Annotated in this window: 18 protein-coding genes; 6 read left to right on the top strand and 12 right to left on the bottom strand. The window is 71.5% G+C overall.

The features are described from left to right. Positions 1-1,139: helix-turn-helix transcriptional regulator (locus ACWDX9_RS44925; protein WP_449966095.1), on the top strand; the 1,139-nt coding region annotated here is incomplete at its 5' end. Here ACWDX9_RS44925 and ACWDX9_RS44920 read toward each other — a convergent pair. The 9 genes from ACWDX9_RS44920 to ACWDX9_RS44880 form a co-directional block, all read right to left on the bottom strand. Next, the gene (locus tag ACWDX9_RS44920; protein WP_449966092.1) at positions 1,136-1,384 is read right to left on the bottom strand and encodes a cell division protein CrgA; all 249 of its coding nucleotides are present in this window, start codon (positions 1,382-1,384) and stop codon (positions 1,136-1,138) included. The two genes, ACWDX9_RS44925 and ACWDX9_RS44920, sit on opposite strands and share 4 nt — an antisense overlap. A gap of 39 nt (positions 1,385-1,423) precedes the next feature. Next, positions 1,424-2,398 (bottom strand): sugar-binding transcriptional regulator, encoded by a 975-nt coding sequence (locus tag ACWDX9_RS44915; RefSeq protein ID WP_350726117.1) that lies wholly within the window; start codon positions 2,396-2,398, stop codon positions 1,424-1,426. Positions 2,399-2,470: 72 nt separating this feature from the next. After that, entirely contained in the window at positions 2,471-3,460 is a 990-nt protein-coding gene (locus ACWDX9_RS44910; protein ID WP_350726115.1) for a D-ribose ABC transporter substrate-binding protein, read from the bottom strand. A 16-nt stretch (positions 3,461-3,476) separates the two neighbouring features. Further along, positions 3,477-4,559 carry an ABC transporter permease gene (locus tag ACWDX9_RS44905; RefSeq protein ID WP_355197748.1) on the bottom strand — a complete coding sequence of 361 codons (1,083 nt, stop codon included), beginning with the start codon at positions 4,557-4,559 and terminating at the stop codon, positions 3,477-3,479. Continuing rightward, positions 4,556-6,082, bottom strand: coding sequence for a sugar ABC transporter ATP-binding protein (locus ACWDX9_RS44900; RefSeq protein ID WP_449966089.1), 1,527 nt, complete (start codon positions 6,080-6,082; stop codon positions 4,556-4,558). The genes ACWDX9_RS44905 and ACWDX9_RS44900 overlap by 4 nt, the downstream gene beginning before the upstream one ends. Next, complete coding sequence (locus ACWDX9_RS44895; protein WP_449966086.1) at positions 6,079-6,723, bottom strand: DUF2291 family protein; 645 nt, start codon at positions 6,721-6,723, stop codon at positions 6,079-6,081. Before ACWDX9_RS44895 ends, ACWDX9_RS44900 begins: the two co-directional genes overlap by 4 nt. After that, the gene (locus ACWDX9_RS44890; RefSeq protein ID WP_449966083.1) at positions 6,720-8,186 is read right to left on the bottom strand and encodes an FGGY-family carbohydrate kinase; all 1,467 of its coding nucleotides are present in this window, start codon (positions 8,184-8,186) and stop codon (positions 6,720-6,722) included. The genes ACWDX9_RS44895 and ACWDX9_RS44890 overlap by 4 nt, the downstream gene beginning before the upstream one ends. Further along, positions 8,179-9,132: a transketolase family protein gene (locus ACWDX9_RS44885; protein WP_449966081.1), complete on the bottom strand. Its 954-nt coding sequence runs from the start codon at positions 9,130-9,132 to the stop codon at positions 8,179-8,181. The genes ACWDX9_RS44890 and ACWDX9_RS44885 overlap by 8 nt, the downstream gene beginning before the upstream one ends. Further along, positions 9,129-10,016: a transketolase gene (locus ACWDX9_RS44880; protein WP_449966079.1), complete on the bottom strand. Its 888-nt coding sequence runs from the start codon at positions 10,014-10,016 to the stop codon at positions 9,129-9,131. Before ACWDX9_RS44880 ends, ACWDX9_RS44885 begins: the two co-directional genes overlap by 4 nt. Positions 10,017-10,344: 328 nt before the next feature. On the opposite strand from ACWDX9_RS44880, the gene ACWDX9_RS44875 reads away from it, so the two are divergent. The 5 genes from ACWDX9_RS44875 (at position 10,345) to ACWDX9_RS44855 (ending at position 15,902) form a co-directional block, all read left to right on the top strand. After that, the gene (locus tag ACWDX9_RS44875; protein ID WP_449966076.1) at positions 10,345-11,499 is read left to right on the top strand and encodes an ABC transporter substrate-binding protein; all 1,155 of its coding nucleotides are present in this window, start codon (positions 10,345-10,347) and stop codon (positions 11,497-11,499) included. Positions 11,500-11,571: 72 nt separating this feature from the next. Beyond that, positions 11,572-12,513, top strand: a complete 942-nt coding sequence (locus ACWDX9_RS44870; protein WP_357733646.1) for a carbohydrate ABC transporter permease — start codon at positions 11,572-11,574, stop codon at positions 12,511-12,513. After that, a complete protein-coding gene (locus ACWDX9_RS44865; RefSeq protein ID WP_449966073.1) occupies positions 12,510-13,349 on the top strand; it encodes a carbohydrate ABC transporter permease in 840 nt (279 codons plus the stop codon). The genes ACWDX9_RS44870 and ACWDX9_RS44865 overlap by 4 nt, the downstream gene beginning before the upstream one ends. 13 nt (positions 13,350-13,362) lie before the next feature. After that, positions 13,363-14,355, top strand: a complete 993-nt coding sequence (locus tag ACWDX9_RS44860; RefSeq protein ID WP_449966071.1) for a sugar phosphate isomerase/epimerase family protein — start codon at positions 13,363-13,365, stop codon at positions 14,353-14,355. Beyond that, entirely contained in the window at positions 14,355-15,902 is a 1,548-nt protein-coding gene (locus tag ACWDX9_RS44855; RefSeq protein WP_449966068.1) for an apiosidase-like domain-containing protein, read from the top strand. Before ACWDX9_RS44860 ends, ACWDX9_RS44855 begins: the two co-directional genes overlap by 1 nt. Positions 15,903-16,122: 220 nt before the next feature. Here the strand turns inward: ACWDX9_RS44855 and ACWDX9_RS44850 are convergent, their stop codons facing one another. The 3 genes from ACWDX9_RS44850 to ACWDX9_RS44840 form a co-directional block, all read right to left on the bottom strand. Next, a complete protein-coding gene (locus tag ACWDX9_RS44850) occupies positions 16,123-17,091 on the bottom strand; it encodes a serine hydrolase domain-containing protein (protein ID WP_449966065.1) in 969 nt (322 codons plus the stop codon). A 102-nt stretch (positions 17,092-17,193) separates the two neighbouring features. Beyond that, positions 17,194-17,319, bottom strand: coding sequence for a hypothetical protein (locus ACWDX9_RS44845; RefSeq protein ID WP_350726089.1), 126 nt, complete (start codon positions 17,317-17,319; stop codon positions 17,194-17,196). A 100-nt stretch (positions 17,320-17,419) separates the two neighbouring features. Next, a partial coding sequence (locus tag ACWDX9_RS44840; RefSeq protein ID WP_449966063.1) for a cation-translocating P-type ATPase occupies positions 17,420-19,869 on the bottom strand: 2,450 nt, incomplete at its 5' end.

Genomic DNA, 19,869 nt, shown 5'->3' with positions numbered 1-19,869 from the left:
ACCCGGCCGCGGGGCTGCCGCTCATGCGCGCCGCCATCTCGCCGCGCGCCGCCACGGACCCGGTCGCCGGCACGTACGCGGTGTTCGGCGCGTTGATGACCGGCGACGACGAGGCGGCCTGCGAGCTGGCCGCGGCGCGCGTGGCCGCCTGCAGGGAGCAGGGCCTGATCGGCGCGCTGCCGCATGCCCTGCAGCTCCTCACCCAGGCGCAGCTCCTGCGGGGAAGGCACGCGGAGGCGGCGGAGTCGGGCGCCGAGGCCTGGCGGATCGCCCACGACACCGGTCAGGCGGGGCGGCTGCGGCATCTGCACGGCATCCTGGCGTGGCTCGCCGCTGTCGAGGGTGAGGACGACACGTGCGTACGGCTCGCCGGCCAAGCCGATGGCGCCGCGCGGGAACGCCACGGATCGGGCTGGGGCGGTTGCGCGCTGATCCTGCTCGACCTGGTACGAGCCCGGTACGACGCGGCGGCCGAGCGGATGGCGCGGATCCTCGACGGCCCGCTCGGGCACACCGTGATCGTCACCTTCGCCATGGCCGACCACGTCGAGGCCTGCGCCCGGCTGGGCGACCCGGGCCGGGCGGCCGAGGCGTTCGCCCGGTTCGACGCCTGGGCGGCGGCCAGCGGACGGCCGGGCGCCACCGCCGTCGCGCATCGCTGCCGCGCTCTCCTCGCCCCGCGCGGCGAGGCCGAGGCCCACTACAGCGCGGCGCTCGAGTGGCACGCCCGGGGCGGGCGGGTGTTCGAGCACGCCAGGACGGAGTTGCTGTACGGCGAATGGCTGCGGCGGGCCCGCCGGCGCTCCGACGCCGGGGCGCAGCTGCGATCGGCGATGGGCCGCTTCGCCGCGCTGGGCGCCGCCCCCTGGGCCGAACGGGCCCGTACGGAGCTGGCCGCGACCGGCGCCCGCGCCGACCTGCCGGAGCTCGGCGTGGCGGCGAAACCGCTCGACGCGCTGACCCCTCAGGAGCTGCAGGTCGTCCGGCTCGCCGCGACGGGCGCCACGAACCGGCAGATCGGCGCCCAGCTCTTCCTCAGCCCGCGGACGGTGGGATTCCACCTCTACAAGGCGTACCCGAAGCTGGGGATCTCCTCGCGCGCCGATCTGGCGGGCCTCGACCTGGGCCGTCCCGCCTAGGGCCGGCGCCCCGACCGCACGATCACCGTCACCAGCAGGGCCAGGGCGAACGCCACGCCCAGCAGGAAGAGGGCGAACCCGGCCAGCAGGTTCCAGTTGCCCAGGTCAGCCAGGACCGGGAGGGTGGGGTCCAGGTAGTACAGAACGATCCACGCCGCGCCGACGAACCATGAGACGCCCATCGCGGCCGCCAGGCGGCGGGCCAGGCGATTGATCGGTGCTTCGCGAGCCTGCTGATCGGACACCGGCATCACCCCTGTTCGGATGGACCCAGCGTAACCAGATCAGGAGCAGAGGAGGCGGGCGATCGTCAGGTCGGTGATGAGGACGTTGACCCAGCCGCCCTCGATCGCGGCCTTGATCGCGGAGAGCTTGCGCATGCCGCCCGCGACCCCGACCCGGCGTTCGACGGCGCGGAAGGTCGGCGCGTCGATGCCGATGACGCGCTGGTCGAAGCCCGAGTCGACGGGTTTGCCGGTGGTGTCGAAGAAGTGCAGGCAGACGTCGCCGACGGCGCCGAGCCCGCGCAGCTCCTCCTGGTCGGCCTGGCTGACCGCGTTGCCGCTGCTGAGCAGCAGGGGCGAGGGCTCCAGGCTGCCGATGCCGACCAGCACGACGGTCAGGTCGTGCCACTGCGCCTGCACGTCCTTCACGCTGGGGTCCTCCAGCAGAGCGTCGCGGATCGCGGTGGTCGCGACCACGCCGGGCAGGGGGACGAAGATCGGCCGGGCGTAGGTGAGGTTGGCCAGGCGGGCGACCAGCCGGGTGGCGTGCACCTGCGCCTCGGGGCTGCCGACCCCGCCGACCAGCTGGATGACGCGGTCGGCGACCTGGGAGTTCTTCTGCGGCAGGCGTTCGACCGTGGCCAGCAGGGTCTCGCTCCAGGACGAGATGCCGATCACGTCGCCGCCGGTGAAGGTGACGCCGAGGTAGGCCGCGGCCGCCGAGGCCAGCGGCGGGATCACGTCGTCCTGGTAGTCCTCGACGTCCACGACCACGGCGTCGCGCAGCCCGTAGCGCCGCTGCAGCTCCTCCTCCAGCTCGGTGTGCACCCCTTCGGGGAGCGTGACCACCGTGCGGACCATGCCCCGCGTGACCGCCTCCTTGAGCAGGCGGGACACGCGGGGCTGGGAGATGTTGAGCGTGGCGGCGATCTCGGGCTGGCGCATGTTCTGCTCGTGGTACATGCGCGCGACCCGGGCCAGGAGGCGCAGGTGATCCTTGGTCGTGTCGCGCCTGCGTTCCGCGTTCTGGACCACCGCGTACTCCTTTCTATTCACTCCTGAATGAAGCCTATTGTCCGAACCACCGTGGCGGAGACCCCGGCGGGGTCACTTCCTGGCGAACACCCCGAACTCGTCGGCGTTGTCGGCCGTGACGAGCTCGCAGTCGATGGACTGCTTCTCGTCCTTGCCCGTCTTGCCGGTCTTGATGAACTGGTCGGCCTGGTCCACGGCGCTGGTGGCGCCGAGCGCGGCGGGCTGCAGCCCGGTGGCGTGCATCTCGCCCGCCTTGATGGCGGCGATGGCGTCGGGGCTGCCGTCGAAGCCGACGACCACGACCTTCTTCAGCAGCCCAGCGGCCTTCAGCGCCGCGACCGCGCCCAGGGCCATGGTGTCGTTGCCGGCGATGACGCCCTGGATGTCGCGGCTCTTCTGGATGATCGTCTCCATCTTGGTGAACGCCTCCTGCTGGTCCCAGTTGGCGCTCTCCTTGGCCACCGGCTTCATGTCCGGGTACTGGGAGATCACGTCGGCGAAGCCCTTGGAGCGGACGCTGGCGTTGGTGTCGGACTCCTTGCCGACCAGCTCGACGTAGTTGCCCTTGCTCTTCATCGCCTCCACGAACGACTGCGCGACCAGCTGGGCGCCCTGGGAGTTGTTGGAGACGATCTGGGCCTTGGCGACGCCGGTGGCGTTGATCTCCCGGTCGATCAGGAAGACCGGGATGCCGCCCTGCGCGGCCTTGCGGACCGGCCCGATGGAGGCGTCGGCGCCCGCGTTGTCCAGGATGATCGCCTTGGCCTGGCGGGAGATGGCGGCGTCGATCAGCTCGCTCTGCTTGTTGGGGTCGTCGTCGTGGGAGGCCACGGACGTCTGGTAGCCGAGCTTCTCGGCCTGCGCCTTGGCCGCCTCGGCCTCGGCCTTGAAGAACGGGTTGTCGTGCGACGGGGTGATGATCGCGATCAGGCCGCCGGCGGCCGCGCCGCCACTGCTCGCGGACGCGCTGGTGGCGGGTTGTTCCGCGCTGCCGCAGGCGGCGAGCGTGGTGCAGCCGAGCAGGACGGAGAGTGCCAAAGTGACGATGCGGGTGGGGGGCATGGTGTCTCCTTGTGGTTCAGTCGTGCTTCTTGCTTGCGGCGACCGCCGCCGCGGCGGCTCCCCGTCGCTTGAATCGCTGCTGGCCCTGGTCGAGCATCACGGCGAGGATGATGACCGCGCCCTTGATGAGGATCTGCCAGAACGTCGACACGCCCAGGATCACCAGGCCGTCGGCGAGGAAGCCGATGACGAACGCGCCGACCAGGGTGCCGCGCACGGTTCCCCGGCCGCCGCTGAGCGCGGCGCCCCCGATGACCACCGCCGCGATGGCGTTGAGCTCGTACGTCTCCCCGGCCTGCGGCGCGGCCGAGGTGAGCTCCGAGGCGATGATGAGCCCGGCGACCGCCGCGCAGGCCCCGGAGATCACGTACACGATCGTCTTGACCCGACGGATCGGCACGCCGGACAGGTCCGCGGCCCGCTCGTTGCCGCCGGTGGCGTAGAGCCAGCGGCCGAACGGGGACTTGGCCAGCAGCAGCACGGCCGCCACGGCCAGCAGGATCATGATCCAGATGGAGGTGGGCAGGCCGAGCGGCCGCCCGCTGCCGAGCAGCTCGAAGCCGGTGTTGCCGAGCGCCGGGTTGCCGCCCAGGTTGGGGTAGGTGGCGCCGTTGGAGATGAGCATCGCCGCGCCGCGGGCCACGTACAGCATCCCGAGCGTGGCGATGAACGGCGCCACGTTGAAGCGGGTGACGAGGATCCCGTTGATCAGGCCGACCGCCATGCCGACCGCGACGCACAGCACGATCACCACCCACACCGGCGGGTAGGCGATCACGCCGCCGACGTGCAGACCCTGCAGGAGCTCACCGGCGACCACCCCGGACAGGCCCACGATGGAGCCGACGGACAGGTCGATGCCGCCCTTGAGGATGACCAGCAGCATGCCGAGCGCGATCACGCCGTTGATGGCGACGTGCTTGGTCATCGTGATCAGGTTGGGGACGGTGAGGAAGGAGTCCGACAGCAGGCCGAAGATGACGATGAGCACGGCGAGCGCGATGAAGGCGCGCAGCTCGAATGCCACGTTCAGCAGCGAGAGGCGGCGGGCCCGGGTGGCGGCCTGCTCGGGGGCCGCGGTGGTCGCCGTCGCCGTCATGACGAACCGTCCTGGGTTCCGCCGTCGGACACGCGCATCAGTTCCTCCCGGGTCAGTTCGCCGTGCCGGAACTCGCCGACGAGGGCGCCGCGGGCGAGCACGAGCAGCCGGTCGGGGATGTGCAGGGCCTCTTCGGCGTCGGATGTGGTGAACAGCACGGCCAGGCCCCGCCTGGCCTGGGCCGCCATCAGTTCGAAGATGTCGGCCTTGGCACCCACGTCCACGCCGCGGGACGGCTCGTCCAGCAGCAGGACGCGCGGCCCGGTCAGCAGCGCCTTTCCGATGATCACTTTCTGCTGGTTGCCGCCGCTCAGCGACCCGATGGCCGCCTGGGCGCCGCTGGTCTTGACGGTGACGTCGGTGATGGTGCGGGTGACGGCGGCGCGCTCGCGCTCCTGGGAGACGAACAGGCCGCGGACGAACGTGCCGAGCGCGGCCAGGGACAGGTTCTGCCCGACCGACATGGTCTGCACGAGCCCGTCGCGCTGGCGGTCCTCGGGCACCAGCACCACGCCCCGCTCGATGCGGTCGCGGATCCCGGCCTCGTGCAGGGGCACGCCGTCCAGCAGTATCTCGCCGGAGGACGGCCGCAGGCGGCCCGCCAGCGTCTCCAGCAGCTCGGTGCGCCCGGAGCCCATCAGCCCGTAGACGCCGACGATCTCGCCCGCGCGCACGCTGAGCGACAGCCCGTTCACGGCCAGCCGGTCGGGGACGGCCGGGTCGGCCACGGTGAGCCGGCGGACGGCCAGCGCCTCCTCGCCGAGCACCGGCTCCCGGCTGGGGAACAGCGTGTCCTGGTCGCGGCCGACCATCTGCTCGACGATCCAGCGGATGTCGACCTCGTCGGCCCGGGCCGTGGCGACCAGCCGCCCGTCGCGCAGCACCACGACGTCGTCGGCGATCTCCAGCGCCTCGTCCAGGTGGTGGGAGATGTAGACGACGGCGACGCCCGCGGCGGTCAGCTCCCTGATCACCCGGAAGAGCACGTCGACCTCGGGCGCGGTCAGGGCCGAGGTCGGCTCGTCCATGATGAGGACGCGGGCCTGCTGCAGCAGCGCGCGGGCGATCTCCACCAGCTGCTGCTGGCCGAGGCGCAGGTCGCCGACGAGCCGGTCCGGGTCGATGTCCTCCTCCAGCCGGTGCAGGACGGTGGCCGTGGCCTCGCGCTGCGCCTTGCGGTCGATGGAGCCGTACGCGGTGCGGACCTCGCGAGCCAGGAACAGGTTGTCCTGGATGCTGAGATTGGGGCAGAGGCTGAGCTCCTGGTGGATGATGGAGATGCCCTGGTCGGCCGCGTCGCGGGAGGAGTGCAGCCGCACGGGCCGCCCGTCCAGCTCGACGTGGCCGGTGGTGGGCTGCTCGATTCCGGCCAGGATCTTCATCAGGGTCGACTTGCCGGCGCCGTTCTCGCCGAACAGCGCGGTCACGCGGCCGGGCGCCACGTCGAAGTCGACGCCCTTGAGCGCGTGCGTGCCGCCGTACACCTTGGTGACCTCACCGGCCCGCAGGACGGGGCCGGTCATGAAATCGCCACCGGCGTGATTGTGACGGTCTGGGGGGTGAGCAGGGTGAACGCCCCGGTGACGGAGATCTGCTTGCCGTCCAGCGCCGCCGCGTCCAGGCCCTTGAGCAGCTTGTCGCGCAGCTGGTTGTTCAGGGCGGTGGCGGCGTCGGCGTACTCCACCTGGTTGGTGAACTGGCCGAACGTGATGAATCCCACCGCGTCGCGCAGCGCGGTGCCGTTGATGGCGGGTCCGATCTGCACGGAGACCCGGGTGCCGTCCGGCAGGCCCTTGACGGTGACGGGCAGCAGCCCGGACTTGGCCGCGCCGGCCTCGCCCGTCACCTTGACGGCGAAGGTGTAGGGGCCGGTGCCCTGGCGCTTGCCGTACTTCTGGCTCGCGGCGTCCTTGTCGGCGGCCAGGGCGTCGAGCAGGACGGGCAGGTCGACGGCGGCGCTCTTGACGGCGGGGACGATCTTTGCCTCGTAGTTCTGGGCCCCGAACGCGGCCGGGTCGAACTTCTTCGGAGCCGCCGCGGCCGCGGTCTCGGCGGTCCGGTACTCGGTGCTGACGGCCATGAGGACGACCAGCACGGCGAGGGCCGCGGTGATGATCCAGCGGATGGGGACGCGCCGACGGGGGGTCGGCGCCGTTGCTGTCATGTGCTGCTCCCTTCACCGGAGGGGCGGGATCTGCGCACGGCCTCGTGCCAGGCGGCCTTCCTGGCCGCGCGGTCCGTCTCGTCCAGGGCGGGCTCGAACCGGTCCGCGGGTCGCGGGCGCCGTTCCAGCTCGCCGAGCGTCCACAGCGTGGCCGCGAGCCCGGCGGCGTCGGCCACGCCGAGGCATGACAGGTCGTGCTCGCCGGAGCGGGCGACGGCGCGGCCACTGAGGTCGGCCTGGAGCCGCATCATCCGGTCGCTGCGGGTGAGGCCGCCGTCGGCCATGAGCACGCTCACCTGGCCGACGGCCTGATCGACGGCGGCTACCACGTCCTCGACCTGGAAGGCGACCGCCTCCAGGGCGGCGGCGACGAGCTGGGCCCGGCGGGTGGCGAGCGTCAGCCCGATGATGACGGGGCTCGCGTCCGGGTCCCACCAAGGGGCGCCGAGGCCGCCGAAGGCGGGCACGAAGTGGACGTCGCCCGGGTCGGCGGCTTCGGCCAGCAGCACGTCGGCGGGCACGTCGAACAGCTCCGCCAGCCAGCTGACGGTGCGACCGGTCGCGCGGATGTTGCCCTCGACGGCATGAACCGGACCGTCCCCGAGGTCCCAGGCGATGCTGCGGCACAGGCCGGGCGCGTCCGGAGGGCCGCCGATGGCCATGACGGAGGAGCCGGTGCCGTAGGTGGCCTTCACCACCCCGGGCCGCCAGCCGGCGTGGGCGAACATCGCGGCGTGTGAGTCGCCCATGACCGCCAGCACCGGTACCCCGTCGGGCAGCGGCGCGAGGTCGCGGACGGAGGGGAAGGCGCCGCAGGAGGCGACCACCCGGGGCAGCACCTCGGCCGGCACCCCGAACAGCTCCAGCAGCCGCGGGTCCCACTCCCCGGTCGCGACGTCGAGCAGCTGGGTGCGCGAGGCGTTGCCGACCTCGATGACGTGCTCGCCGCCCAGGCGGCTGAGCAGCCAGGAGTCGACGGTGCCCAGGCACAGCTCGCCCGCCCGGGCCCGGCGCCGGTCCGGATCGTACGCGTCGAGCAGCCAGCGGGCCTTGAGCGCGGAGAACATCGGGTCCAGCGGCATCCCGCTCACCGACCGCACGAGGCCGGCGGCCCCGGTGGCGGCCAGCTCGTGGCACCGGTCGGCGGTCCGCTGGTCCTGCCAGCTGATCAGCGGCCCGACCGGCTCGCCGGTGCGGCGCTCCCACAGCACCAGCGACTCGCGCTGGTTGCTGAACCCCACGCCGGCGACCCGGGCGGCCTGCTCGGGGCCGACGCACTCGGCGACCGCCCGCCGCACGCTCTGCCACAGCTCGTCGGCGGACTGCTCGACCCAGCCGGGGCGGGGCTGGCTCTCGGCCACCGGTACGACGGCGCGGGAGACGACGCGGCCGCCCTCGTCCACGAGCAGCGCCTTGGTGGAGCTGGTGCCCTGGTCGATGGCCAGGATGAGCGGGCTAGCCATGGCGCAGCAGGTCCTTGACGGCGCCGACGATGCCGTCGGCGGACAGGCCGAAGTGGTCGAGCAGGAAGGCGGTGTCGCCGGTGGGGGCGAACACGCGGGGCACGCCGAGGATGCGCATGGGGACGGGGTGGCGGGTGACGACGGTGGCGGCGACGGCCGCGCCGAGCCCGCCGCTGATGGTGGCCTCTTCCGCGGTGACGATGCCGCGGGTCTCCCGCGCGGCGGCCTCGATGGCCTCCTCGTCCAGCGGGTCGAGGAAGGGCATGTTGAGGACCCGCAGGTAGACGCCCTCCTCGCGGAGCCGGGCGGCCGCCTGCAGCGCGCGGGAGGTCAGCGAGCCGATGGCGATCACCGTGGCGTCGTCGCCGTCGGCGAGCAGCACCGCCCTGCGCGGCTCGAAGGGCGCGCCCTCGGGCGTGACCACGGGCACCTTGAACCGCGGGATGCGCACGTAGCTGGGCCTGCCGGAGGCCGCCGCCCAGCGGACGGCGGCGCGGGTCTGGACGGAGTCGGCCGGGACGATCACGTCGAGCCCGGCGACCGCGCGCATCCAGGACAGGTCCTCGATCGAGTGGTGGGTGGGGCCGAGCTCGCCGTAGGCCATGCCCGGGCTCTGCCCGCAGAGCACGACGTGCGCCTCGCTGTAGGCGACGTCGGCCTTGATCTGCTCCAGGGCGCGGCCGGTGAGGAACGGCGCCGCCGCGCACACGAACGGGATCTTGCCGGCGTTGGCCAGCCCCGCGCCGACTCCGACGAGGTCCTGCTCCGCGATGCCGACGTTGATCAGCCGGTCGGGGAAACGCTCCCGGAAGCCGACGAGGTTGCTGGAGCCCACGGAGTCGTTGCACACGGCCACGATCCGCTCGTCCTCGGCGGCCAGGGCCAGGAGCTCCGCGGCGAAGTCCTGCCGGCAGTCGAAGGCGGTCTGCTGGTCGGTCACGGTCATCGTGCCAGCTCCGCGAGGGCCGCTTCGACCTGGTCGGGGCTCGGCACCTTGTGGTGCCACTCCACGCGGTCCTCCATGAACGACACTCCCTTCCCCTTGATCGTGTGGGCGATGACGGCGACCGGCCTGCCGGTCGACGAGCCGCTCATCGCCTGCAGGAGGGCGAGGTGGTCGTGGCCGTCCACCTCGCGTACCTCCCAGCCGAAGCTGCGCCATTTGTCGTCCAGCGCCCCCAGGGCGTTGGTGTCCTCCGTCCTGGCGCCCTGCTGCAGCCGGTTGCGGTCGATGACGGCGGTCAGCGACGACAGGCCGTGGTGGGCGGCCGCCATGGCCGCCTCCCAGTTGCTGCCTTCCTGCAGCTCCCCGTCGCCGAGCACGACGAACGTGCGCCAGTCAGCGCCGTCGAGCTTGGCGGCCAGCGCGCACCCGGTGGCCACGGGCAGACCGTGCCCGAGCGCGCCGGTGTTGGTCTCGATGCCGGGGACCTTGATGCGGTTGGGGTGACCGTTGAGCGCCGACAGCGGGGCCATGAAGGTGTCCAGCTCGGCCTCGGGGAAGAAGCCGCAGTGGGAGAGGGTCGAGTACAGGGCGGCGGCGCAGTGTCCCTTGCTCAGCACGAAACGGTCGCGCCCGCTCCACCGCGGACGTTCCGGATCGACGGACAACACGCCGTAGAAGCAGGTGACCAGGATGTCGGTGACCGACAGGTCACCCCCGACGTGCCCCATCTGGGCACGGTCGATCATGCGGATGATGCTCCGGCGCACCTCCGTGGCCAGCTGGTCCAGCTCCGCGGCCGCGGTGTGCCGGTCGGCCCGGCGAATCCGCTCGGCCGCCTGGCGATAGACGGCCGAACGCGTCGGATCGGCGGCAAGCAACGACATCACCGGGCCACGTCTTGAATATCTATTCCAATATGACTAGGCATATTTTGAAGCTAAGGCCGCCATCGCGTTCATGTCAATGAGGTGCGGAAGCTTGCGACTCGCCTGCTTCTTGACGGCTGTATGTCGCCGACGTTACATTCCGCTCGAATAGACAGGCGGTATTGAATAGCTATTCAATCGCCTCCAGCCCTCTGGAGAGGCAATGAACATCCCAAGCAAAGCGGCAGCTCTGGCAGCGTCTGCGCTGCTCCTGACCGCCTGCAGCGGCCGAGTCCAAGACAACACCAGCGCGACCAGCGGGGGGCAGGTCAAGCTGAGCTGGTGGATGGTCACTCAGAACGCGGACACGGCAACCGCCGCGTTCAAGTCGATTATCGGGGACTTCGAGAAGCAGAACCCGAACATCAAGGTAGATCTTCAGTACCGCGCGGTGGATGCGCACAAGGACGCGCTGCGCACCACGGCCGGCAGTAGTTCCGGCCCGGACATCTACTACAACTGGGCCGGGCCCGGTCTCGGCGGCGAGCTCGTGAAGTCGGGCGTGAGCCTCGATCTGAGCAAGTACTACCAGCAGTACAAGTGGGCCGACCGGTTCAACCCGTCGACCCTGGCGGCGTACAAGCAGTACGGCGGTTACCACGGCGTGCCCTGGACGCAGCGCACCGAGGTCGTCTACTACCACAAGGACCAGTTCGCCAAGGCGGGCATCAGCGCGCCGCCCACCACGTACCAGGAGTGGGCCACGGCGGCGCAGAAGCTCAAGGACGCCGGGCTCACGCCGATCACCATGGGCGGCAAGGACAACTGGCACGTCATGCGCCTGCTGGACACGTTCATCGAGACCAACTGCGGCGCCGAGCTGGGCGACAAGCTCAACACGCGCGCGACGAGCTGGGCCGGCCAGCCGTGCGTGGACAAGTCCTTCGAGCAGCTCAAGCAGTGGTCGGGCAACTACTTCAACAAGGGCTTCGCCGGCCTGCCGGTGGCCGAGGCGGGCGCGATGTTCCACTCGGGCAAGTCGGCCATGCAGCTCGAAGGCGACTGGTTCACCCAGCAGAACATCGACGCCGGCGACGACCAGAACAACGTGGGCGTCTTCCCGATGCCCACGGGCACCGACCGGCTCTACGGCTTCTCCGAGGGCATGTACATCACCAAGACGAGCAAGCACCCGGACGAGGCCGCCAAGTTCCTGGACTTCTTCACCTCCGCCGCCGTGGAGGGCAAGTACCTGGGCGTCTTCTCCTCGGTCCCGGTGAACAAGGACACCAAGGGCGCCAACCCGCTCGCGCCGATCAACACGCAGATCGCCGAGCTGACCGGCAAGGCCAAGGGGTTCTTCCTCAACAACGACCAGAACTTCCCCACCGACGTGACGACCGAGTACTGGCGCATCCAGAACGGGGTCACCAGCGGCTCGATCGCCCCCAAGGAGGCGGGCGCGCTGCTGCAGAAGTTCATCGACACCCATAAGGACTGACCAGCCGTGACCGGCCGGGGGGATCGCTCTCCGGCCGGTCCGATCACCCGAGGAGGAGCGGCCTTGGCCACCGTGTCCACCGCCCCGACCACGTCACGACCCACCCACCCCTCGCACCGCCCCCGCACGCCACGCCGCGGCCTGCCCGTCCTGGGCGCGCTGCCGTTCCTGGCGCCCGCGCTGGCGCTCTACGGGATCTTCCTGCTGTTCCCCATCGTCTCGGCGATCTACCTCAGCTTCGTGCGGTGGAACGGCTTCCCCACCGTGCCGCAGATCTGGGCCGGACTGGCGAACTACCAGGACATCTTCACCAACGACACGGTCTTCCACACCGCCCTGCGCAACAGCGTCATCTGGGTCGTGCTCTCGCTCGTCGTGCCCACGGTGCTCGCCCTGCTGCTCGCCCTGGCGCTCAACCACCGGCTCCTCGGCCGCAACCTGCTGCGCTCGGCGTTCTACATCCCGGCCGTGCTGGCCTCGATCGCCGTGGCGACCATGTGGACGTGGATCTACAACCCGAACTCCGGCCTGGTCAACAGCACGTTGACGTCCCTCGGCCTGTCGTCGTGGATCCAGGACTGGCTCGGCGACCCGCAGATCGCCCTCTACTCCGTCTTCGTCGCCTTCGTCTGGCAGACGACGGGCTTCTCCATGGTGCTGTTCCTGGCCGGGCTGCAGACGGTGCCGGCCGACCTGGTCGAGGCGGCCAAGCTCGACGGCGCCTCCGCCTGGCAGACCTTCCGGAACGTCACCCTGCCGGCGCTGCGGCCGACCTTCACCGTCGTCCTGGTGCTCACCGTGATCAGCTCGCTCAAGGTGTTCGACCTCATCGTCGGCATGACCAACGGCGGCCCGGCCCAGTCGAGCCAGGTGCTGGCCCTGTGGTCCTACAGCCAGTCGTTCATCAACCACAACTTCGGAGGGGGCAACGCGCTGGCCGTCGTGCTCCTCGTGATCACCCTGGCGCTCGTCCTGCCGTACCTGATGTGGACCTTGAAGGAGGACGAGCGATGAACGCGGTCCGCCGTGCCAACTACCCGCTCATCGGGCTGTGGATCGCGCTGGTCGTCTGCGCGCTCATCTGGCTCGCGCCGTTCGCCTTCATGGTGCTGACCTCGCTGAAGTCCACGGCCGACATCGGCCGCTCGTCCATCTGGGCGCTGCCGGAGGTGTGGCGGTGGGACAACTACACCGCCGCCGCCGAGCGGGGCGAGCTGTGGACCGTGGCCGAGAACAGCGCCTACATCGCGCTCATCAAGGTGCCGCTCGGCCTGATGATCTCGGCCGCGGCGGCGTTCGCGATCGCGCGGCTGCGCTTCAAGCGGCAGCGGATCCTGCTCATCGTGATCACCCTGGGCGCGATGGTGCCGGTGCAGGTCGCCATCGCCCCGATGTTCACCACGCTGTCCAGCATGGGGCTGCTGAACTCCACGAACGGGATCATCCTGCCCTACCTGGCCTTCGGCATCCCGTCCCAGGTGTTCTTCCTGTACGGGTTCTTCCGCTCCCTGCCCCGCGAGCTCGACGAGGCCGCCCGCATCGACGGCTCGGGGAACTGGCGCCTGTTCGTACGGGTGATCCTGCCGCTGGCCAAGCCCGCGCTGGCCGCGCTGTTCATCCTGGACTTCGTCGCCACCTGGAACGAGTACGGGATGGCCCTGGTGCTGCTGCAGGACCAGGACGCGCGTACGGTGCCACTGGCGCTGCAGGCCTTCCAGTCGCAGTTCGCCTCGAACTACGGGCAGCTCAACGCCTTCATCATCATGTCCATCCTCCCGGTCCTCATCGTCTATCTGATGTTCCAGCGCTTCTTCACACAAGGCGCCCTCGCCGGCGCGATCAAGGGATAGGAGACCACTCCGCATGGCAGCAGAACCACTGTTCGGCGCCGGGCTCTGGCACTTCGGGCAGTTCCGCGACCGCTACGCCACGGACGGGTACGGCCCGCCCGTCTCCACGCTGGAGGCGATCGACCGCGCGGGCCAGGTCGGCAGCCTGTCCGTGGTCGACATCAACTACCCCTTCAACCCGGCCGACCTCGACGTGGACCAGCTGGAAGACCGGCTGAAGGCCAACGGGCTGCGGGCCATCGCGCTGACGCCGGAGATCTACACCAGGAAGTTCGCCCGCGGCGGCTTCACCAACCCCGACCCCGCCGTCCGGCGTGACGCCATCGAGCTGGTCAGCGAGTCCGCCGACCTGGCCCGCCGCCTCGGCTGCGACTACGTCAAGCTCTGGCCCGGCCAGGACGGCTGGGACTACCCCTTCCAGGCCGACTACAAGGCGCTGTGGCAGATGTCCATCGACGCCGTCCGCGAGCTGGCCCAGCGCCACCCCGACCTGCGCTTCGCCATCGAGTACAAGCCGCGCGAGCCGCGTAACCGCATGACCTTCTCCTCGGCCGCCCGCACCCTGCTGGCCATCGAGAAGATGGACGTGCCCAACGTCGGCATCCTGCTGGACTTCGGCCACTCCCTGTACGGCCTCGAGTCCCCGGCCGACGCGGCCCAGCTCATCCTCGAACACGACCGGCTCTACGCCATCGACGTCAACGACAACTTCCGCGGCTGGGACGACGACATGGTGGTGGGCTCCATCCACCTCGTCGAGACCTTCGAGTTCTTCCACACCCTGCGCCAGGCCGGCTGGCAGGGCGTCTGGCAGCTCGACCAGTTCCCCTTCCGCGAGGACTCGGTGGAGGCCGCCCGCGCCGGCATCGAGGTCATGCGGACGATCTGGCGGGCCCTGCAGGTCCTCGACGTGGACGCCCTCGCCGAGGCGCAGGCCCGCCAGGACGCCCTGGCCGCGCAGCGCATCGCGCGCAAGGCGCTGCTCAGCGCCCAGGTGGACGGCTGATGGGCGACGTGACGCGCGTCGGGGGAGCCTGGCGCGAGGTGGAGATCACGCTCACCGCCTCGGCCGACCTCCCCGACGCCTACACCGCCGTCGAGGTGTGGGCCGACTTCACCCACGACACCGGGCTGTCCCTGCGCAGGCCGGCGTTCTACGACGGCGGCCGCACGTGGCGGATCCGGTTCAGCTCGCCGCTGGCGCACGGCCGCTGGCACTGGACCACCGACGCGTCCCTCGACGACCGCGGGCTTCGCGGGGCGTCCGGGATCATCGAGGTGGACGCCGCCGAACCGCCCGCGCACCGCTTCCGGCGGCACGGCTTCTGGACCATGTCGCCGGGCGGGCGCAGCCTCGTGCACGCCGACGGCACCCCGGCGATCATGGTCGCCGACACCGCCTGGGGCCTGCCCTGGCGGGCCACCGAGGAGCAGGTGCGCACGTACGCGGCCGACCGGCAGGCCAAGGGCTTCAACGCGGTGCTGCTGATGTCGGTCCAGCCCGACATGCGCGCCGCCGGCCCGCGTGACCGCTCCGCCGACGAGGGCTTCGACGTCGCCTTCGAGGACCTGCCCACCGGCCACGTCAACGCGCTCAACCCCGCCTACTTCCAGTACCTGGACCGGCTCCTGGACATCCTGGCAGAGCACGAGATCGTGCCCGTGCTCCAGCCGGTCTTCCAGGGGTTCGGCTGGAAGGGGCTCGACGTGGCCGGCACGGTCGTACCTCCCGAGGAGTACGCCCGCTACTGCCGCTACCTGGTGGCCCGCTACGGCGCCCGCCCCGCGATCTACCTGGTCGGCGCCGACGGCTCCGGCCGCGAGCCGCAGATCGCTGCCGGCGGCGCCGAGGTCCATGCCTGGGACTGCTACGCGCAGCCCACCGGCATCCACTACCGCCCGCACGCCGACAACCGGGCCTGCCAGGACGCCGACTGGCTGGACTTCCAGTGGTGCCAGACCGGCCACGGCGGTGAGCACGTCCCCGAGCGGGTCGCGGTCATGCGGCGCGACACGCCCGTCAAGGCCGTCGCCAACGGCGAGCCCACCTACGAGCAGACCCGCAGCGTCACCAACGCCGCCGGCTGGTGGCAGGGCCACGAGGCGTGGAGCAACCTGTGCGCGGGCGGGGCCATGGGCGTCGTCTACGGCGCCGCGAACATCTGGCAGTGGAAGCTGCACGCCGACGAGCCCGGGCACGCGCCGTACTTCCTGGCCCCGTCGGGCGGCTGGCGCGAGTCCCTCGACTTCGAGGGCTCCACGTACGTCGGGCTGCTCGGCAAGATCCTGGACGGCCTGCCCACGACCGACATGGAGCCGGACTGGGAGACGTTCATCAGCCCGCGCTCCCTGCGCGTGCCCGGCCGCCTGCACGTGGTCTACCAGGAGCACGGCGGCGCGCTGCGCCCGACGCGCGAGGACGGGCTGCCGACCGCCTACCGCGTCGTCGACCCGCGCACCGGCGACGTCGTCGCCAGCGGCCGGCGCCGGCCCGGCGAGGCCGTCGAGGACGAGCGGCAGGTGGCCCGCGTGGTCATCTTCTGCGACGAATAGGACGGGTGACCCGCCGCCACGCCTTGGAGGGGGCGCGGCGGCGGGGCCTCAGGCGATCGCCTGGTAGGCGGTGGTCCAGAAGTCCTTGTGGAGGCGGGGTGTGTGGACGGAGTCCATCGCGCTCTGGGTCAGCAGGATGCCGACCAGGTCCTCGGCCGGGTCGGCGTACCCGGTGGTGCCGAGGCCGCCGTCCCAGCCGAACTGGCCCGGCGAGGCCAGGTCACGGCGGTGGGTGCGGACCGCCAGGCCGAACCCGTATCCGCCGTGCCGGCCGAAGTGGTCGCCGAACGCGTCCTTCTCGACCTTCTGTCCCGGCGTCAGGTGGTCCGTCGCCGCCGGCCTGGAAGAGCGGCGGGCGGCTGTACCTGCCGCCGGCGGCCTCGTCCCAGACGACCGGTTCGCCGTTCTCGGGGTCGTGCGCGTAGCTGGTGGGCAGGCGGTGGATCCGGTCGGCGGGCACGTGGAAGCCGGTGTCCTTCATGCCGAGCGGCCCGAACAGCCGCTCGCGCAGGAACTCCTCCAGCGGCTGCCCGCTCACCCTGGCCACGAGCACGCCGAGCATGTCGGAGCCGACGTGGTACTGCCACAGCTCGCCCGGCTGGCGCATCAGCGGCAGCGTGCCGAGCCGGCGGATCCACTCGTCCGGCCCGAAGTCCGGCGAGGTGGTGTCCAGGCCGAGCTCGCGGATCGCGGTCTGGATCGGGTACGTGTCCGGCGCCGCCGGCACCACCCCGAACCCGAAGGTGAACGTCAGCAGGTCGCGCACGGTGATCGGCCGGGCCGCGGGGACCGTGTCGTCCAGCGGCGCGTCGATGCTCCTGAGCACCTGGCGGTCGGCCAGCTCGGGCAGCCACTCGTCGACCGCGTCGTCCAGCCGCAGGCGGCACTCCTCGACCAGGATCATCACCGCGGCGGCCGTGATCGGCTTGCTCAGCGACGCCATCCGGAAGAGCGTGTCACGCCGCATCGGCTCGGTGCCGCCGGCGTGCAGGGTCCCCAGGGCCTCGACGTGCGTCTCGTCGCCCCTGCCGACCAGCGCGACGAGCCCGGGTACGGCCCTGGACCCGACATGTCCGGCCAGCACCTGCCGCATCCGGTCCAGTCCCGCCGGTGACAGGCCGGGCCGCTCGTGCACGTCCCACCGGCCCTTGGTGTCCCAGGTGCCCTTCATGTCCCAACTGGTGGACATCGTTATCTCCCCGCGCTGCGTACGGCGTTCCCCCTTGCGAACATTGTACTCAGAGGGAACAGTGTGCGCAACGAAGAAACGCCGGACGGGCGCGCGGGGCGGTCAGGCGATCCGGAGGCCCGCCGGGCTGAAGATCGACGCGGCGAGGCTCTGGACGAACCGAGCGAGCAGTGCCTCGAGGAGCATCATCGCGGCCTTGGCGAGCAGGGAGGCCAGGAATTCAGACAACTCTCTACCTTTTCATTGAAACTACGCTTCAAGTCACATTGGGGTAGAAAGATGTATATACGGTGAGAAACCGGATGTCCATAGGGTGAACTCCAGATGACTATCCCTGGGCGTTCGACCGTTCGATCATGGTCGTCACCCAGGCCGTGGCCCCGGCGCACCCGAGCGCGATCCCCCACGCCAGCGGCCCCACCGGCTGGCAGCCGAAGAGCTGGCTGAGACCGGGCACGGAGACGATCACGCCCAGCGCCGCCAGGGACCCCACCGAGGCGAGCACCACCGTGCGATCCCCGCCGCCCAGCGCCAGCGTCTGCAGCAACTGCGCCGCCACCAGGCCGATGAGCCCCACCGTATCGGCCCGGCCCCGGGTGCCGGTCGTCCGGGCCAGCACCCAGGCCGCGCCCGCCGCCACGGCCGTGGTGATGGCGCGCAGGTAGATGTCCCTGGTCAGCGCGGCGCCCAGCGACGCCTCCGGGCCCTCGGCCAGCAGCTTCTCCGGGCTCGCGGCGCTCGGCGGCCGGATGGCCACCGCCATCGCGGGCAACATGTCGGTGAGCAGGTTGACCAGCAGGAGCTGGCGGGCGTTGAGCGCGCTGCGCCCGGTGAGCAGGCTGGAGCCGAGGGTGAAGGCGATCTCCCCGACGTTGCCGCCGAGCAGGATGCCCAGCGCGTCGCGTACGGAGGTCCACATCGCCCGGCCCTCGACGATCGCGTCGATGATCGTCTCGATGCGGTCGTCCACCACGACGATGTCGGCGGCTGCCCTGGTGGCCGGCGCGGCGCGCGACCCGAGGGCCACGCCCACGTCGGCGAGCCGGATCGCGGGCACGTCGTTGGCGCCGTCGCCGGTCACGGCCACGACCTTGCCGGCCTTGCGCCAGCAGGTGACGATCCGGGCCTTGTGCTCGGGCGTCACCCGGGCGAACACCGCCACCTTCGGCAGCTCCTCGGCCAGCGCCTCGTCGTCCAGCTGCTCCAGCTCCGGGCCGGTCAACACGCGCAGGCCGTTCAGGGCGCCGATCTCCGCGGCGATGGCCTCCGCCGTGCTGGGGTGGTCGCCGGTGAGCATGGCGACCCGCACGCCGGCCCGCATCAGGTCCTCCACGCTGCGCTTCGCCGTCGGGCGCACCGGGTCCGCCAGGCCCAGGAACCCGAGGAAGCACAGGTTCTCGATGCGCGACTCGTCGAGGTCGGCGCGGCTCGAGGCGGGGCGCTCGGCGACGGCGAGCACGCGGTAGCCGTGCAGGGCCAGCCGGTCCACCTCCTCCTCCAGCTGCCGCCTCATCCGATCGTCCAGCGGTACGGTCTCCCCGTCGACGACGATGCTCGTGGAGCTGGTGAGCACGATCTCGGGAGCCCCCTTGACGCTCAGCAGCTGTCCCGCCTCCGACCGGCCGAGGACGGCGTGGTAGCCGCGGGCCGGCTCGAAGGGCAGCTCGTCCACGCGGTGCCACGTACGCAGGCCGTACCTCGGGGTGACGCCGAGCTTGCCGGCGCCCTCCACGATCGCGCGGTCCGTGGGGTGCGGAATGGCCCGCCCGCCCTCGAACCTGGGCCCCGCGCGCAGCGCCGCGCCCACGATGGCCCGCAGCTCGGGCGTGGCCTCCTCCACCGACTGCTCGGCCCGGCCGTCCGACACCCGCCGCAGGCTGATGTGGCCTTCGGTGAGCGTTCCCGTCTTGTCGAAGCAGAGCACGTCCACGCGGCCCAGCGCCTCGATCGTGGACGGGTTGCGCACCAGCGTGTTGTGCGCCGACAGCCGCTTGGCCGAGGCCAGCTCGGCCGCGGTGGCGACGAACGGCAGCCCCTCGGGTACCGCCGCCACCATCATGCTCACCGCCGGGGCGAGCGCCTGGGACAGCGGTGAGCCGCGTACCAGCTCGACGACCATCAGGAGCACGCCGGAACCGAGAGCCGCCGGGAGGATCCGGCGGCTCAGCGCGCGCAGGCGCAGCTCGACCCCGCTCGGCGGCGGGCCCTCCTGGGAGAGCCTGGCCGTCCTGCCCGCCTCGGTGGCCGCTCCGGTCGCCACGACCACGGCGTACCCGTGGCCCGCCGCGACGGTCGTGCCCTCGTAGACCATCGAGGTGCGGTCCGCGACGGCGGGCGCCGCGGTCGGCGTGTCCGTCTTGGAGACGAGCTGCGACTCGCCGGTGAGGGTGGACTCGTCGATCTCCAGCCCGGCCGCCTGGATGAGCCGCCCGTCGGCCGGTACGGCGTCGCCGGCGCGCAGCTCGATCACGTCCCCGGGCGCCAGGTCGTCGGCGAAGCCCGCCACGGCGCCCGTGGGACGGCGGATCCGTACCCGGATGGCGGTGGTCTCGGTGAGGCGGTGCAGCGCCCGCGCGACGTTGCGCCGCTGCGCGCCGCCGAGGACGGCGTCCACCACCATCACGCCGCAGATGAGCACGGCGTCCAGCGCGGAGCCGAGCCCGGCGGACACGCCCGCGCCCGCGGCCAGGACCGGGCTCAGCGGGTTGGCCAGCTCGTGCAGGGTCGCGCTGAGCAGGGATTCGGGGCCGGCCACCGCGGGCCGCGCCGGGCCCGTCC

It is taken from the genome of Nonomuraea sp. NPDC003201 (genome assembly GCF_053590415.1).
The sequence above is the reverse complement of the archived record's forward strand: the minus strand, read 5'-3'. Positions and strand labels throughout refer to the sequence as shown.

Excerpts from the sequence above, each read along its gene's own strand:
- ACWDX9_RS44910 (WP_350726115.1), bottom strand. The coding sequence starts at position 3,460 with ATGCCCCCCACCCGCATCGTCACTTTGGCACTCTCCGTCCTGCTCGGC.
- ACWDX9_RS44905 (WP_355197748.1), bottom strand. The coding sequence starts at position 4,559 with ATGACGGCGACGGCGACCACCGCGGCCCCCGAGCAGGCCGCCACCCGG.
- ACWDX9_RS44900 (WP_449966089.1), bottom strand. The coding sequence starts at position 6,082 with ATGACCGGCCCCGTCCTGCGGGCCGGTGAGGTCACCAAGGTGTACGGC.
- ACWDX9_RS44895 (WP_449966086.1), bottom strand. The coding sequence starts at position 6,723 with ATGACAGCAACGGCGCCGACCCCCCGTCGGCGCGTCCCCATCCGCTGG.
- ACWDX9_RS44890 (WP_449966083.1), bottom strand. The coding sequence starts at position 8,186 with ATGGCTAGCCCGCTCATCCTGGCCATCGACCAGGGCACCAGCTCCACC.
- ACWDX9_RS44885 (WP_449966081.1), bottom strand. The coding sequence starts at position 9,132 with ATGACCGTGACCGACCAGCAGACCGCCTTCGACTGCCGGCAGGACTTC.
- ACWDX9_RS44880 (WP_449966079.1), bottom strand. The coding sequence starts at position 10,016 with ATGTCGTTGCTTGCCGCCGATCCGACGCGTTCGGCCGTCTATCGCCAG.
- ACWDX9_RS44875 (WP_449966076.1), top strand. The coding sequence starts at position 10,345 with ATGGTCACTCAGAACGCGGACACGGCAACCGCCGCGTTCAAGTCGATT.
- ACWDX9_RS44865 (WP_449966073.1), top strand. The coding sequence starts at position 12,510 with ATGAACGCGGTCCGCCGTGCCAACTACCCGCTCATCGGGCTGTGGATC.
- ACWDX9_RS44860 (WP_449966071.1), top strand. The coding sequence starts at position 13,363 with ATGGCAGCAGAACCACTGTTCGGCGCCGGGCTCTGGCACTTCGGGCAG.
- ACWDX9_RS44855 (WP_449966068.1), top strand. The coding sequence starts at position 14,355 with ATGGGCGACGTGACGCGCGTCGGGGGAGCCTGGCGCGAGGTGGAGATC.
- ACWDX9_RS44850 (WP_449966065.1), bottom strand. The coding sequence starts at position 17,091 with ATGTCCACCAGTTGGGACATGAAGGGCACCTGGGACACCAAGGGCCGG.